This is a genomic window from Citrobacter sp. RHBSTW-00029, from assembly GCF_014104295.1.
GTDB classification, from domain to species: domain Bacteria; phylum Pseudomonadota; class Gammaproteobacteria; order Enterobacterales; family Enterobacteriaceae; genus Citrobacter; species Citrobacter youngae.
The window spans coordinates 1,008,647-1,023,162 of the sequence record NZ_JABXRT010000001.1 but is presented as its reverse complement, the minus strand read 5'-3'; the positions used below and the strand labels follow the sequence as shown (position 1 = coordinate 1,023,162).

Sequence of the window (14,516 nt, the reverse complement as noted above, 5' to 3'; positions counted from 1 at the left end):
ATTTTATTTTTAAGCCACTTCACCTTACAATTTTTGCCAAGAAATCATTCAAATTGTTCAGGAGGGGTTATGACTGAACTCGCCCTACAGAATCATCGTCGTACAGTGTGGCATTTTATTCCGGGGCTTGCCCTGAGTGCAGTTATCACCGGGGCCGCCTTATGGGGAGGTTCCATTCCCGCCGTCGCAGGTGCCGGGTTCAGCGCCCTCACCTTAGCCATTTTATTCGGGATGGTTATCGGCAACACCGTGTATCCACAAATCTGGAAAAGCTGTGACGGTGGCGTGCTGTTTGCCAAGCAACATTTACTGCGTCTGGGGATCATCCTTTATGGTTTCCGCCTCACCTTCGCGCAAATTGCTGACGTCGGCGTCAGCGGTATCGTGATTGATGTGTTAACGCTCAGCAGCACCTTTATGATTGCCTGCTTCCTTGGGCAGAAAGTGTTTGGTCTGGACCGCCACACCAGTTGGCTGATTGGCGCGGGGAGCAGCATTTGTGGTGCCGCCGCCGTATTAGCCACCGAGCCGGTGGTGAAAGCAGAAGCCAGTAAGGTAACGGTCGCCGTTGCTACCGTGGTTATCTTCGGGACCATTGCTATCTTCCTGTACCCGGCAATGTACCCGCTACTGGCGCACTGGTTTAGCCCGGAAACCTACGGGATTTATATTGGCTCCACGATGCATGAAGTCGCACAGGTTGTTGCTGCCGGGCATGCAATCACTCCGGAAGCTGAAAACGCAGCCGTCATTGCTAAAATGCTGCGCGTCATGATGCTGGCTCCGTTCCTCATCATCCTGGCAGCACGTGTTAAACAACTGTCTCCGTCGGCCAGCGGAGAAAAAAGTAAAATCACTATTCCGTGGTTTGCCATCCTGTTTATTGTGGTCGCGATTTTTAACTCGTTCCACCTGCTGCCGCAGTCGGTAGTGAACATGCTGGTAACGCTGGATACCATTTTGCTGGCAATGGCGATGGCCGCGCTGGGGCTGACCACTCACGTTAGCGCCCTGAAAAAAGCCGGTGCAAAACCTCTGCTGATGGCACTGGTGCTGTTTGTCTGGCTGATTGTGGGCGGTGGCGCGATTAACCTCGCTATCCACGCGCTGATGGCATAAACGAGCACGACTCCCCCCCATTAACCCGCTATACTCTCCCCTTTTGAGTATGGCGGGTTTAATTTATGAAATATATTGGAGCGCACGTAAGCGCCGCTGGCGGTCTGGCTAACGCCGCTATTCGAGCCGCAGAAATCGAAGCGACCGCATTCGCCCTGTTCACCAAGAATCAGCGTCAGTGGCGTGCCGCGCCGCTGACCACCGAAATCATTGATGATTTCAAATCTGCCTGCGAGAAGTATCACTATACTTCTGCGCAAATCCTGCCTCACGACAGCTACCTGATAAACCTCGGTCATCCGGTCAGCGACGCGCTGGAAAAATCACGCGATGCTTTTCTTGATGAAATGCAGCGCTGCGAGCAGCTTGGTTTATCCCTGCTTAACTTTCACCCGGGCAGCCACTTAATGCAGATCCCGGAAGATGAATGCCTGGCGCGTATTGCCGAATCAATCAACATTGTCCTTGCTCAAACTCAGGGCGTGACGGCAGTCATTGAAAACACCGCCGGGCAAGGCAGTAATCTTGGTTTTAAATTCGAGCATCTGGCGGCAATCATCGACGGCGTCGAGGATAAATCCCGTGTCGGCGTCTGCATCGACACCTGCCACGCCTTCGCGGCCGGTTACGATTTGCGTTCCGTTGACGAGTGTGAAAAGACATTCGCTGAATTTGAACGTATTGTCGGCTTTAACTATTTACGCGGTATGCACCTGAACGATGCCAAGAGCGCATTTGGCAGCCGCGTTGACCGTCACCATAGCTTAGGGGAAGGTAATATCGGTCACGATGCATTCCGCTGGATCATGCAGGACAACCGTTTTGACGGCATCCCACTGATACTGGAAACCATTAATCCAGATATCTGGGCAGAAGAGATTGCCTGGCTGAAAGCGCAGCAAACTGAAAAAGCGGTGGCCTAATCATGAACGACAGGGAAAAGCAGATCCTTAAGATCCTGCGACGTAATCCGTTGATTCAGCAGAATGAAATCGCCGATATTTTGCAGATCAGCCGTTCGCGCGTCGCCGCACATATTATGGATTTGATGCGCAAAGGAATGATCAAAGGTAAAGGTTATATCCTTACCGAACAAGATTATTGCGTCGTCGTCGGAGCTATCAACATGGATATCCGGGGTATTGCAGACATCCACTATCCTCAAGCCGCATCTAACCCCGGCAGCATCCACTGTTCTGCAGGCGGCGTGGGACGCAATATCGCTCATAATTTGGCGCTGCTGGGCCGTGACGTGCATTTAATCTCCGCTGTTGGTAGCGATTTCTATGGCGAAACGCTGCTGGAACAGACCCGTCAGGCTGGTGTTAACGTTTCCAATTGCATTCGTCTGCATGGACATAACACCTCCACCTATTTGTCGATCGCGAATCAGCAGGAAGAGACCGTACTGGCGATTAACGATACCCACATTCTGCAACAGCTAACGCCGCAGTTGCTGAACGGTTCACGGGATCTTATCCGCCATTCCGGCGTCGTGCTGGCGGATTGCAACCTGACTGCTGAAGCCATCGAGTGGGTATTTACTATTGCTGATGACATTCCGGTATTTATTGATACCGTTTCAGAGTTCAAAGCGGCAAAAATGAAGACCTGGTTTACACGTATTCATACGCTCAAACCCACGCAGAAAGAGCTGGGCATTTTATGGGGTAAGCCTGTCCAGTCGGATGCGGATCGCATGCAGGCCGTCAACGACCTTCATCAGCAAGGAGTAAAACGCATCTTTGTGTGTCTGGAAGACGAATCCGTTTTTTGCAGCGAAAAGGACGGCGAACAGTTTTTATTGACGCCGCCTGAGCATACGGTGGTAGACAGTTTTGGCGCCGATGACGCTTTTATGGCGGGATTACTGTACAGCTTTCTGGAAGGTAGCGAGTTTCGTGAAAGCGCGCAGTTTGCCATGGCCTGCGCGGCATTATCGCGGGCCAGCGTCAGTATCAACAACCCAACGCTCTCCGCCGATAATGCCCTGTATTTGCTGAAAACCGCTTAGATATAATGCCGGATGGCGCTCTGCTTATCCGGCCTACAAACTTTATTTTATGCCAGTCCGATAAAGAAACCGGCTATTGTGGCGCTCATCAGGTTAGAAAGCGTTGCCGCTGCCAAAGCACGCATTCCAAGTTGCGCGATTTCCGGTGCGCGCTGTGGCGCAATGGCTGAAAACGCACCGACGACAACACCAATTGAACCAAAGTTTGCAAAACCACACAAAGCAAACGAGATAATCGCGATGGTCTTCACGTCCAGCGCACCGCCCATTTGCAGATACGGTGAGAAGTTGAGATAAGCGACAAATTCGTTGATCGCCAGCTTCTGTCCAATCAGGCTACCTGCCAGCGTCGCATCGCTCCAGTCCACGCCCATAATCCACGCCAGCGGGGCCAGAATATAGCCAAAAATGCCTTCCAGAGTGGCGTGACCGAAGCCAAACCAACCACCAACGCCACCAATAATGCCGTTAATTAACGCAATAATGGCGACAAATGCCATTACCACCGTCGCCACACCTGCGGCGATCTTCAATCCGGTCATCGCCCCACTGGCCGCCGCTTCGATGATGCTTTTCGGTGGTGTCTCAGTAAACGACAGATTCTCGAAGGTAACGCGAGACTCTTCCGTTGCCGGACTCAGCATACGCGCGAACAAAATACCGCCAGGGATTGCCATCAATGATGCCGCCAACAAATAATCGATGGGTACACCCATTCCGGCATAACCAATCATCATTGAACCCGCAATAGATGCCATCCCGCTACAAATTGCAGTAAACAGCTCATTGCGATTCAGGCGATCAATAAAGGGTTTCACGATTGCCGGAATTTCGTTTTGCCCGAGAAAAATCGTCGTCACCGCGACAAATGATTCGATTTTGCTGATGTTCAGCGCTTTCTGGAAAATACCACCGAGAATACGGATCAACAGTCCCATTACGCCAATGTAGTAAAGCAGGCTTATCAGCGCGGTAACAAAAATGATCGCGGGGAGTACCCGGAAGGCAAAGATAAAACCGGCACCGTCAAACAGCACATCCATTTTAGGACCGACCAACGAGCCGAAAATAAATGCGCTTCCCGCATCGCTATATGACATGACCTTGTGGACGCCGAGTGCAGCCTGTTCAACCAGCCATTTCCCCGGAGGGAAATACAACATGATACCGCCAATGGCGATTTGCAAAACCAACGCAGCGCCAACGGTACGCAGGCTAATCCGTTTTTTATTTACTGACAGCAGAAACGCGATGGCCAGTAATACCACCATACCCACAACACTTCTCATTATATCCATAATGAAATCCCTTCATGCCAGGAAACCCGGCGCTAACGCCAGGTTTTGGTAGGTTTGATATTCACGGGCGACCGCTTTCTGCCCGAAAAATTTGGTCAGGCGAGGCGTTGGTATTCCTTCGCAATCTCGCAAGCCAGTACGGCGTTGTTGAACACCAACTGAATGTTTGATTTCAGACTGTCGCCTCCGGTCAGTTCCGCAACCCGCGCCAGCAGGAACGGCGTGCTATCTTTGCCCACAACGCCCTGTTCTTCAGCTTCCTTCACGGCCCGATCGATTGCCGCGTTAATTTTTTCCTCTGCCATGGCAAACTGCTCCGGGATTGGATTGGCGACAACCAGGCCGCCGTTCAGACCGGTTTGCCATTTCACCGCCATCGCGCGGGCAATTTCTTTTGCGCTGTCCAGACGAATACTGACGTCAAACGGGCTGGTGCGGCAGAAAAATGCTGGCAGCGATGTTGTCTGATAACCAATGAGCGGCACACCGAAGGTTTCTAAATATTCGGTTGTTAATCCGAGATCGAGAATAGATTTTGCCCCTGCGCAAATAACCGTGACATTGGTATGAGCCAGTTCTTGCAGATCCGCAGAAATATCAAATGTATGCTCAGCCCCGCGGTGAACACCGCCGATCCCCCCGGTTGCAAATACTTTAATTCCCGCCATAGCGGCAATAATCATGGTAGAGGCAACGGTAGTCGCGCCATTTTTCCCTGCGGCTACAACAAACGGTAAATCTCGGCGGCTAACTTTAGCAACGTTATGCCCTTCACGTCCTAAAAGTTCAATTTCGTCTTTACTCAAGCCAACTTTCATTACCCCGCCAATAATGGCAATGGTTGCAGGCACAGCACCATGTTTGCGAATAGTTTCTTCTACTTCAATTGCTGTTTGCGCATTTTGTGGAAATGGCATGCCATGGGAAATAATGGTTGATTCAAGTGCAACAATGGGTTTTTTACTGTTTAATGCTTCCTGAACTTCTGGAGATATTTGTAATAATTCAGAGGAAAGAGTTAATTCAGACATTCTGTGTTCTCCACTATTAAGCTAACATTCGCAACAGACAAATCAGGGTTGTTGGTATATTCACAGGCCAGTGCCATAGATGAGCAACCCTGCGCAAATCGAACCGAATCAATAAAGGGCAGACCGTCTACCCAGCAGGAAGCCAGTCCCGCCATCATGGCATCACCAGCCCCCGTGACATTAATGACGTGAGTTTTAATGGGCAGCGACCAGCCGCTACTCCCCGAGATATCACTGTAATAAACACCGTCCCCCCCCATGCTGAGCACAAGGCGGTTTAGGCCGCGTTCATGAAACCACGTGGCAACTTTGCCAACATCCTCTCGCCCGGAGAGTGCAATCCCACTCAGGGTTTCAGCTTCAAGTCGATTAGGTTTTAAGGTATGGATTTTGCCGAGCTGCTCGCGAATTTTAACGCACTTCCATGCCGATACCGGGTCAATAAACACCGGTACCTCGCCCGCATTTTCCAACACCCATGTCAGCGCGTCTTCACTGATATTACAGTCAGCGACAATGACTTTTGCTGCACGAATAAAATCACGATGTTGCGACAAAAAATCCGCTGAAATGTGGTCGGTAATACTCATATCATTTATGGCAACCAGCATCTCACCGGTATTATCAAGCAGCGACAAATAACTTGATGTATTTTCTCCAGCAACAATCAGGCATTTTTCGACATGAACGCCAGATTGATTAGTTTGCGCCAGCAATGATTGTCCATAGAAATCGTTACCAACTGCAGTCAGTAACCATGAATCTTTTCCCAACAGCGCCAAATTATGAGCGATATTGCGTCCCACGCCGCCTGGCGTAAATTTTATTTTCCCTGGATTCGAGTCCGCATAATTCAGAGAAGCATGCGAATACCCGGCGACATCCATATTGGCCGAGCCAATGGTTACTATGTATTCCTTTTCACGCATAGCACGTCCCCTGGCAATATAATTACCACTAATGAGTTCGTCAAAAATAACAATTGCTACAGCAAAGGTTATTAGAGCACATGTTCACTATCAAACATGTGTTCATGTTAGCCAGGTTTTTTGTAAAGTAAATCCATCCGCAAGATCTAAAACAAATAGATATGAACAGAGTCACAATTTTTTATAGATACAGTTTGCAAGGGAGAGAAAAAATGAGAGGCAGAACACAAATTGAGCAAACCAGAAAAAAACCTCCGGATAACCGGAGGTTTTTCAGATGTGCCAGGCAGACTGGTGTGTATTAACTGAGCGAAACCAGGTCCTCCGGCATGTGGTTGTACAAAATCCGCCAGAAGTGCTCAGCCGTTTTATTCAAGCGGGTATCCATCCGGTAAATATAGGCCTGAATAGGCACCATCAGTTCCGGCGTCTGCAGACAAACCAGCCGCTTGTCACGCAGTTCGTTTACGATAGTCCACGCCGGCAGCCAGGCGATACCATGGCCATCTAATGCCATATTTTTCAATAACTCACTCATCGAAGACATAAACAGTGTACGAGCAGAAATACCGCCCACTTCCGCCAGATGACGGTTTACCAATCTTCCCATGTAGGATGTACTGGTATAGTTCAGAATCGGCACCTGCGGCTGATAGATATCAAACAACGCCTTCCCCTTCGCATCAGCCGCACAAACGGGATACAACTCAGACTCAAAAACCTTCAAACCGCAGAAGGGTGACTGCATTAAATCTTCATCCCGAAAAGAGATAATAAAATCACTTTTCCCTTCACGCAGGGTATTCACCGCTTGCACCACATCAATCGCCTCGACGTGATAAACAAACTCTTCCCCCCAGGCCGCCATTGAGTGCACTAATCTGGGCAACATCGTCAGCGACAGAGAATGTGCCGCCGCTATTTTAATATTGGGAACCCCAAGCAGGTTGTGCCCACTTAGCTCATCCAGATTGCATTCCAGCTGTTGCAGCAGGCTACGGGTTTGCGAATGGAATAGCTTGCCCTCCTCCGTGAGTTGCAGTGGACTCGTCGTGCGATCAAAAAGCTGTACTCCCACGGCGGATTCGAGCGCCTTGATCCGCCTGCTAAATGCCGGTTGGGATATATTGCGTTCCTCAGCCGCCTGGGAAAAATGACGACACGCCTCCAGCGTCAGGAAATCATATAACCATTTTGTCTCAATATTTTTCATGCCTGTCACGCGGATGTTTAAATAGGGTGATTAACCTAAAACATCATGCCAGAGGCGTTCCAGAGATGATATTGGCGATTAGCCACTGATGATTCGTTTTTTGCATCAAGCCTTCGTTTTTGGCATTAACATGTTGGCTTCGCCATTCAGTCATCCCCCTTCTCTGCAGGCAAAACTTCAGGTTTCGCACGCTTTCCGAACCTCATGGGAGGACGAAAGAAACTACAGTCATGCAGTTTTTGCATTTAGACAAACATTATTGCATTTCTCCTCTCGACTCTCTGCTGTTAAACATTAGGGCAAGATAAAAACAGCCTGAATATTATTTAACGGTAAATCGAGGTATATATCGTGAAAGGTTTAATTGGTGTACTGGGTGGTATGGGGCCAGCGGCAACCGTCGATCTATTTAATAAATTCGTCACCTTTACCGCGGCACAACGTGACCAGGAACATATCCCATTAATTATTTCATCTATTCCTGACATTCCTGACCGAACTGACGCGTTAATGCATCATGGTAATTCCCCACTCCCGGCAATGCGCGATTATATGCATAAACTCGAAGATGCTGGCGCTGAGTGTATTGTCATCCCCTGTAATACCGCCCACTTTTGGTTTAATGAATTAAAAGAGTGCTGTCACACAGAGCTGCTCAGTATCGTTGAAACGACCATCAGTGAGGTCAGGAACTGTGGAAAATCACGTATTGGACTACTCGCCACCAACGCCACGTTGTACATGGGTCTCTATCAAAAAGGCATTGAATCTCTTGGGTTAACCTGCATCAGTCCTGACTCTGCCAGTCAGGAAAAAGTGATGGAAAGTATCTATTGCTTAAAAGCCGGTGATGTTAAGCGGGCGCAAACGCTGATGAATGAACAGGCTCAAGCACTCTTCTCTCGCGGCGCACAAGTTATCGTACTGGGATGTACTGAAGTTCCCGTCATCCTTGCTGAGGCTGTCAAAACGTCACCTGAAAAATATATTGATTCAACCGGTTCGTTGGTTCGCGCCGGTATTAAATGGTACGAGAAACGCGTTGGTAAAGATCATCTTTTGGTGCAATGAAAATCTATGCCTGGCTAATTATTGAATTAAATAAACACCCATTTTAATAACGAATTATTCTCTGGCGGAGGCCATTATGATTTGGCTGGAAATTATCGTAGTGTTGGGCGCAATATTTTTTGGTATCCGCTTCGGCGGTATTGGTATTGGTTTATGTGGCGGGCTGGGGCTGGCTATTTTAACACTGGGATTTGGGTTGCAAATTGGTTCGCCACCCGTTGACGTGATTCTCATTATTATGACGGTGGTAGTGGCTGCCTCAGCACTACAGGCCGCGGGTGGTATGGATTATCTGGTACGCGTTGCCGGGAATTTTATGCGGCGTAACCCTAAATATATCAATGTTATTGCGCCCATTATTACCTGGTCGATGACCATTATGGCGGGGACCGGATTTATTGTCTTCTCTACCCTACCGGTCATTGCCGAAGTAGCAAAAGAGTCCGGTATCCGCCCCTCACGCACGCTCGCAGGATCCGTCGTCGCCTCCCAGGTGGCAATATCCGGCTCGCCGATCAGCGCTGCAATGGCCGCAATGTTGACCATCATGGAGGGAAACGGCGTCAGCTTTATACAGGTCATGGCAGTATGCCTGCCGGCCTCGTTCGTTGCCGCAATGGTGGCGGCATTAATCGCTTCACGCCAGGGGTGCGAGCTACAGGATGATGAAGTGTATCTGCAACGCCTGCAAAAAGGTCTGGTCCGTAAATATGAAAGCCAGAGTAGCACGACGCCGGGTGCCGTGCTTTCCGTTGCCCTGTTTATGCTGGCAACGGTCGTCATCGTTATTCTTGCAGCATGTCCTCAACTACGTCCTGGATTCGATGCAGGTAACCCAATGAATACCCGGGATATCATCATTATCTGCATGTTATCTGCCGCTTGTCTGATGGTCGTACTGTGCAAAACATCGACAGATGCCATTGTACTGACATCCACTTTTCGAGCAGGTATGAGTTCGCTGGCCGTCATTCTCGGCATTGTTACACTGGGAACCACATTCATTGACGCACACTTAGCGGAAATTAAAGACATCGCGGGTAATATTCTACAGGCCTACCCGATGCTGTTGGCTCTGGTACTGTTTGGGACCTGCGCGCTGCTCTATTCGCAGGGAGCCACCACGCCGCTGATTATCCCGCTTGCCGTCGCGCTCGGCGTACCCACCTGGGCCATTCTGGCTTCCTACGTGGCAGTGACAGGTGTGTTTGTTCTACCCACATACCCCACTTCACTGGCGGCAATGGAGTTCGACACCACCGGGACAACGCGCGTGGGCAAATATGTCTTAAACCATCCGTTTATGTTGCCAGGACTGGGTGGGATCATCGCGGGCGTTGCCTTTGGTTTTATCATCGCGCCAATGATTGCCTGACCCGTTTTATTCAGGGGGCCGAAAGCGATATCGCCTCCTGAATACTTCGCGACTTACCTGACCTGACTCACCATAGCAATACCGTCTTACCTTTATCTATTTGCTTCACATCGCTGCTTTTAATCACGCGGTGATAGCCATAGGTGTCAGCATATTTTGTCAGTCCAGTCCCGGAATCCTGCTCAGGCTTGCCTTGCGTCTCTATCGTTGCCCCTGATGTTGTTGTCATCACCCAGGTGGTTGAGCACCCCGTAAGCAACAGCGTAGCGAGTGACAGAGAGGCAAAAATGTGCGTTTTTTTCATATTCGATTTCCGTGACGAGTTTGATTTAAGGGCACTTTATCGAATTTGGTTAAGACAGGATGGATTATTGTGGCGGTGCCGCAACTGCCGGGATCAAAGAATAAAAAAGGGCAGAGAAATCTCTGCCCAGGGAAGTAAAGAAGAGTTAGGCTACTTTCGCGACAGCGTCCACTTCCGGGCGCTTCAGCACCGCGTAGGAGAGACCGGCCACCAGCGTACCAGCAACAATCGCCAACAGGTAACCCAGTACAGGGGTAATGGCGCCTGGGATCAGCAGTACAAATAGTCCGCCGTGTGGCGCCATCAACTTCGCACCCACAGCCATTGAGATTGCTCCCGTCACCGCGCCACCGACGATACAGCATGGCAGAACACGCATCGGATCGCGTGCCGCGAACGGAATTGCCCCTTCGGTGATAAAGCATAAACCCAGAACCAGCGCCGCTTTGCCACCTTCCTGTTGTGCTTTGTCGAACTTGCGACGCGCAACCAGCGTTGCCAGACCCAGCGCCAACGGTGGCACCATACCTGCCGCCATAATGGCTGCCATCGGTGCATAAGTTTGCGTACTCAGCAGCCCCACCCCAAACGCGTAGGCCGCTTTGTTCACCGGACCGCCCATGTCGGTACACATCATGCCGCCAAGAATAGCGCCAAGCAGAACCGCATTCGCCGTCCCCATGGTTTGCAGCCAGTGAGTCAGGCCTTCCAGAATGCCCGCAACCGGTTTACCAATCAGGTAAATCATTGCCAGACCAACGACCAGGCTCGAAAGCAGCGGAATAATCAGAATCGGTTTCAGCGCTTCCATACTCTGTGGGAGTTTCAACTTCGTGCTGATGAGCTTCGCCACATAACCGGCAAGGAAACCGGCGATAATCCCACCGATAAAGCCAGAACCGGTGCTTACCGCCAGCATACCGCCGATAAGACCCGGCGTCAGACCAGGGCGGTCAGCGATAGAAAATGCAATGTAACCTGCCAGAACGGGCACCATCAGTGCGAAGGCTGAGCCCCCACCAATCTGCATCAGTGCTGCCGCAAGCGTTCCCTGCTCTTTGAATGCTTCAATACCAAAGGCGAATGACAGCGCAATACACAGACCGCCCGCAACCACCATCGGCAGCATGTAAGACACACCGGTCAGCAGGTGACGATACGCGCCCGCGCCCTCTTTTTTTCCTTCGGTGGCCGCAGTCTGATTTTTCCCGGCTGGCTGATACGGGGTCGCTTCATCCAGCGCTTTATCCAGTTCCTGCTTCGTTTTCTTCAGCGCCAGGCCCGTAGACGTGCGATACATCGGTTTTCCAGCAAATTTCGCCAGATCAACCTCAATATCAGCCGCCACAATCACCAGATCGGCCTCGGCAACCTCTTCCGGCGTAATGGCATTACCTGCCCCTACTGAGCCGCGGGTTTCCACTTTCACCCACCAGCCGCGTTTTTTCGCTTCGGTTTCGATAGCTTCAGCAGCCATAAACGTATGTGCGACGCCTGTCGGACAGGCTGTCACTGCCACCACACGTTTTGGACCATTGCTTGCCGCTGGCGTTGCCACAACCGGCGCACTATATGGCTGCGCATGACCTTTTGCTTCACTGAGAAAAAGCTCGGGATGCGCAACCGCACGACCGATGTCACCCAGCCAGACTTTTTTGCCGTTCAGCGAATTGTCGACAGGTAGCTTATCGCCCAGGACAATCGCCAGCTCTGCATCATTTGGATTGTCGATGATCTCCAGATGCGCTTTCTGTGCCGCCGCTCCAAGCAGGGTTTTCGCCATATAGGCGCGAGCCTGGCCGAGATTAGCGTCAATAATCAGCAGCGTTTTCATTATGCCTCTCCTGCTGTCAGTTAAACGGTTTTAAGTCGACACGCGCCATCATTGCGGCCAACTGAGGACGATCGGTAATACCCACATTACTTTGGCTTACCGCCAGGGCGGCAACTGCCGTCGCCAGACGCAGGGTATGTTCGCTGGATTCACGCATCAGCAAGCCATAAATCAGACCGCCAACCATCGAATCACCCGCACCTACAGTGCTGACCACCTCAACTGACGGTGGCTTAGCAATCCATTCACCCGAAGCGTTGACCCACAACGCGCCTTCCGCACCGAGTGAAATCACCACGTGCGCAATGCCTTGCTCACGCAGAGCATGTGCCGCATCGATAACATCTTTCATTTCTGGCAGCTTACGGCCAGCCCAGATTTCCAGCTCACGACGGTTTGGTTTCACCAGCCACGGAGCTGCCTTCAGGCCAGCGACCAGCGCTTCACGACTACTATCAAAGATAATGCATGGACACTGGCTGCGCAGGCGCGTCATCCAGTCAGTGAATGCTTCAGGGCTCACGCCGGTCGGCAAGCTGCCGCTGACGCACACCATATCGAATTGCCCCAGCCAGCTTAGTGAGTCATTCACAAAGCGTTCCCAGTCAGCCGGGGTGACTTCAAAGCCGGAGAAATTGAAGTCAGAAACTTCACCATCTTTTTCAGTCAGCTTGACGTTAATTCGGGTACGCCCCTGCACCACCTGAAAACGGTTAGCGATGCCCAGTTCACTGAACAATTGCTGAAAACCATCCTGGTTGTCCTTACCCAGAAAGCCGCCGACCGTCACGTCAATCCCCAGGTCCTTAAGTACTTTTGCGACGTTAATCCCTTTTCCCGCCGCATGCAGACCGGTCGTTTTCACCAGATTGACTTCACCGCGTTCAATTTCCGGGCAAAAACCGACCAGATCGTAAGCCGGGTTCAGGGTGATAGTTGCAACACGTCTGCTCATTATGCGCCCTCCCCAAGGCCTGCCGCGATGGCATCGCCAATGGCTTTCAGCGCCTGTTCAGCATCTTCACCCTGTGCGGTGAAGCGCAGGTGGTGTCCTTTTTTCACGCCCAATGCCACAACTTTCATCAAACTGCGTCCATTTGCCGGTTTTCCGGTTCCATCAAGATTTGTCACGGTTATTTCACTATTAAATTGTTTAATCGTATTCACCAGCATGGTGCCCGGACGGGCGTGTAAACCATGCTCATTACGCACCACAAACTCGGCACTCAGTACATCATCAGTTAATGCATCATCGCTGGTCAGCATCGCTAACACCGTTGCAGCATCCGCCTTCAGCAAACGGTCAGCTTTATTGCTCAGCAACAGATCGCCCAGACGCTTCAACACCGCAACGGGCTGGTCATCATTCATCGCGACAGTCACCAGCAGCGCAGCGGCTTCGCCCTGCACCTCAAATGCGGTTGCCGCACGACTGACCGCGACGGCGCTGCGCACATTGCCTTCAGCACAGTCATTCAGCCAGATGCCCTGACCAAGATTCATTGGTTGCTCGTTAATCGTTCTGGCCACAAAGGTGGCATCTACTGCACCGGCTTCTTTCAGACGCGCGGCGTTCAGCGCCTGCAGCGTCACCAGCGAATTGGCGACGACGTCCAACGACAGCGTTTCGTTATCAAGCTTCAGTTGCTCGCTCTGCTTTTCGCCCATCAGCAATGCGCGTAATTCTTCTGCCGTGGTGGCTGATTTCAGCTGTTCCGCAACCGAGTCATCACTCAATACATGAGTCAGCTGACGCAACAACCCAAGGTGCTCATCTGAGCTGGCCGCAATGCCGATAGCCACATACGCAATCTGACCTTCGCCCCACGTCACACCCTGCGGAAACTGAAACACCTGCACCCCGGTTTTCAGCACCTGATCGCGTGTGTCTGTCGTACCGTGAGGAATGGCAATACCATTGCCGAGAAACGTCGATGTTTGTTGTTCGCGCGCCAGCATGCCATTGACATAGCCGTCCGCAACGTTGCCCGCTTGCACAAGGGCTGCGGCAACCTGGCGAATAGCCTCTTCTTTGTTCCCGGCCTGTTCGCCCGGGTGAATATCCTGAACAGATAACTGGAACATGATTCTCCTCTCCTGCTGAATTGAAACGATTCAGCTAACATGAGAAAAAAGGCGTCACCCGACTCCATCAGTTAAGGCAAGATGACGCTGAAACGTTTCAAGGAGTCTGGATCTTTCTGCTTCATCACGCAAGTAAAGTTAACAATTAACTTGCTGAATTTAGATGTACCGCACATTTTCTCGACGTTTCTTTGAAACAAGCTGACGAAAAAATGTGTTCAGCTACTCAACTTCAGCATCGTC

General features: G+C 51.0%; 13 protein-coding genes. 5 read left to right on the top strand and 8 right to left on the bottom strand.

What is annotated here, in order from left to right; translation table 11 throughout:
* Positions 1–69: 69 nt before the first annotated feature.
* The 3 genes from HV041_RS04810 to HV041_RS04800 all read left to right on the top strand — a co-directional run bounded on the left by HV041_RS04810 (position 70) and on the right by HV041_RS04800 (position 3,133).
* A complete protein-coding gene (locus tag HV041_RS04810; RefSeq protein WP_121584818.1) occupies positions 70–1,119 on the top strand; it encodes a YeiH family protein in 1,050 nt (349 codons plus the stop codon).
* Between the two features lie 65 nt (positions 1,120–1,184).
* Positions 1,185–2,042, top strand: coding sequence for a deoxyribonuclease IV (gene nfo, locus HV041_RS04805; protein ID WP_048211163.1), 858 nt, complete (start codon positions 1,185–1,187; stop codon positions 2,040–2,042).
* A gap of 2 nt (positions 2,043–2,044) precedes the next feature.
* On the top strand, positions 2,045–3,133 hold the full coding sequence (locus tag HV041_RS04800; RefSeq protein ID WP_048211162.1) for a sugar kinase: 1,089 nt from the start codon (positions 2,045–2,047) through the stop codon (positions 3,131–3,133).
* Between the two features lie 47 nt (positions 3,134–3,180).
* Here HV041_RS04800 and HV041_RS04795 read toward each other — a convergent pair whose 3' ends face one another.
* From HV041_RS04795 to hypT, 4 genes are all read right to left on the bottom strand, one after another.
* The gene (locus HV041_RS04795; protein WP_048211161.1) at positions 3,181–4,431 is read right to left on the bottom strand and encodes a NupC/NupG family nucleoside CNT transporter; all 1,251 of its coding nucleotides are present in this window, start codon (positions 4,429–4,431) and stop codon (positions 3,181–3,183) included.
* A gap of 95 nt (positions 4,432–4,526) precedes the next feature.
* Positions 4,527–5,462, bottom strand: a complete 936-nt coding sequence (locus HV041_RS04790; RefSeq protein WP_048211160.1) for a pseudouridine-5'-phosphate glycosidase — start codon at positions 5,460–5,462, stop codon at positions 4,527–4,529.
* Entirely contained in the window at positions 5,450–6,391 is a 942-nt protein-coding gene (locus HV041_RS04785; RefSeq protein WP_048211159.1) for a pseudouridine kinase, read from the bottom strand. The genes HV041_RS04790 and HV041_RS04785 overlap by 13 nt, the downstream gene beginning before the upstream one ends.
* Positions 6,392–6,692: 301 nt before the next feature.
* The gene (hypT, locus tag HV041_RS04780; protein ID WP_048211158.1) at positions 6,693–7,604 is read right to left on the bottom strand and encodes a hypochlorite stress DNA-binding transcriptional regulator HypT; all 912 of its coding nucleotides are present in this window, start codon (positions 7,602–7,604) and stop codon (positions 6,693–6,695) included.
* Between the two features lie 351 nt (positions 7,605–7,955).
* On the opposite strand from hypT, the gene HV041_RS04775 reads away from it, so the two are divergent.
* Together HV041_RS04775 and HV041_RS04770 are read left to right on the top strand one after the other, a co-directional pair.
* The gene (locus HV041_RS04775; RefSeq protein WP_048211157.1) at positions 7,956–8,675 is read left to right on the top strand and encodes an amino acid racemase; all 720 of its coding nucleotides are present in this window, start codon (positions 7,956–7,958) and stop codon (positions 8,673–8,675) included.
* A gap of 76 nt (positions 8,676–8,751) precedes the next feature.
* On the top strand, positions 8,752–10,050 hold the full coding sequence (locus tag HV041_RS04770) for an anaerobic C4-dicarboxylate transporter (RefSeq protein ID WP_101741562.1): 1,299 nt from the start codon (positions 8,752–8,754) through the stop codon (positions 10,048–10,050).
* Positions 10,051–10,117: 67 nt separating this feature from the next.
* On the opposite strand, the gene HV041_RS04765 is transcribed toward HV041_RS04770, so the two are convergent.
* The 4 genes from HV041_RS04765 to fruB all read right to left on the bottom strand — a co-directional run bounded on the left by HV041_RS04765 (position 10,118) and on the right by fruB (position 14,273).
* Complete coding sequence (locus HV041_RS04765) at positions 10,118–10,354, bottom strand: YgdI/YgdR family lipoprotein (protein ID WP_048211155.1); 237 nt, start codon at positions 10,352–10,354, stop codon at positions 10,118–10,120.
* 145 nt (positions 10,355–10,499) lie between these two features.
* Complete coding sequence (gene fruA / locus HV041_RS04760) at positions 10,500–12,188, bottom strand: PTS fructose transporter subunit IIBC (protein ID WP_048211154.1); 1,689 nt, start codon at positions 12,186–12,188, stop codon at positions 10,500–10,502.
* Between the two features lie 16 nt (positions 12,189–12,204).
* A complete protein-coding gene (fruK, locus tag HV041_RS04755) occupies positions 12,205–13,143 on the bottom strand; it encodes a 1-phosphofructokinase (RefSeq protein WP_003027446.1) in 939 nt (312 codons plus the stop codon).
* Positions 13,143–14,273: a fused PTS fructose transporter subunit IIA/HPr protein gene (gene fruB, locus HV041_RS04750; RefSeq protein WP_048211153.1), complete on the bottom strand. Its 1,131-nt coding sequence runs from the start codon at positions 14,271–14,273 to the stop codon at positions 13,143–13,145. The genes fruK and fruB overlap by 1 nt, the downstream gene beginning before the upstream one ends.
* Positions 14,274–14,516 lie beyond the last annotated feature (243 nt).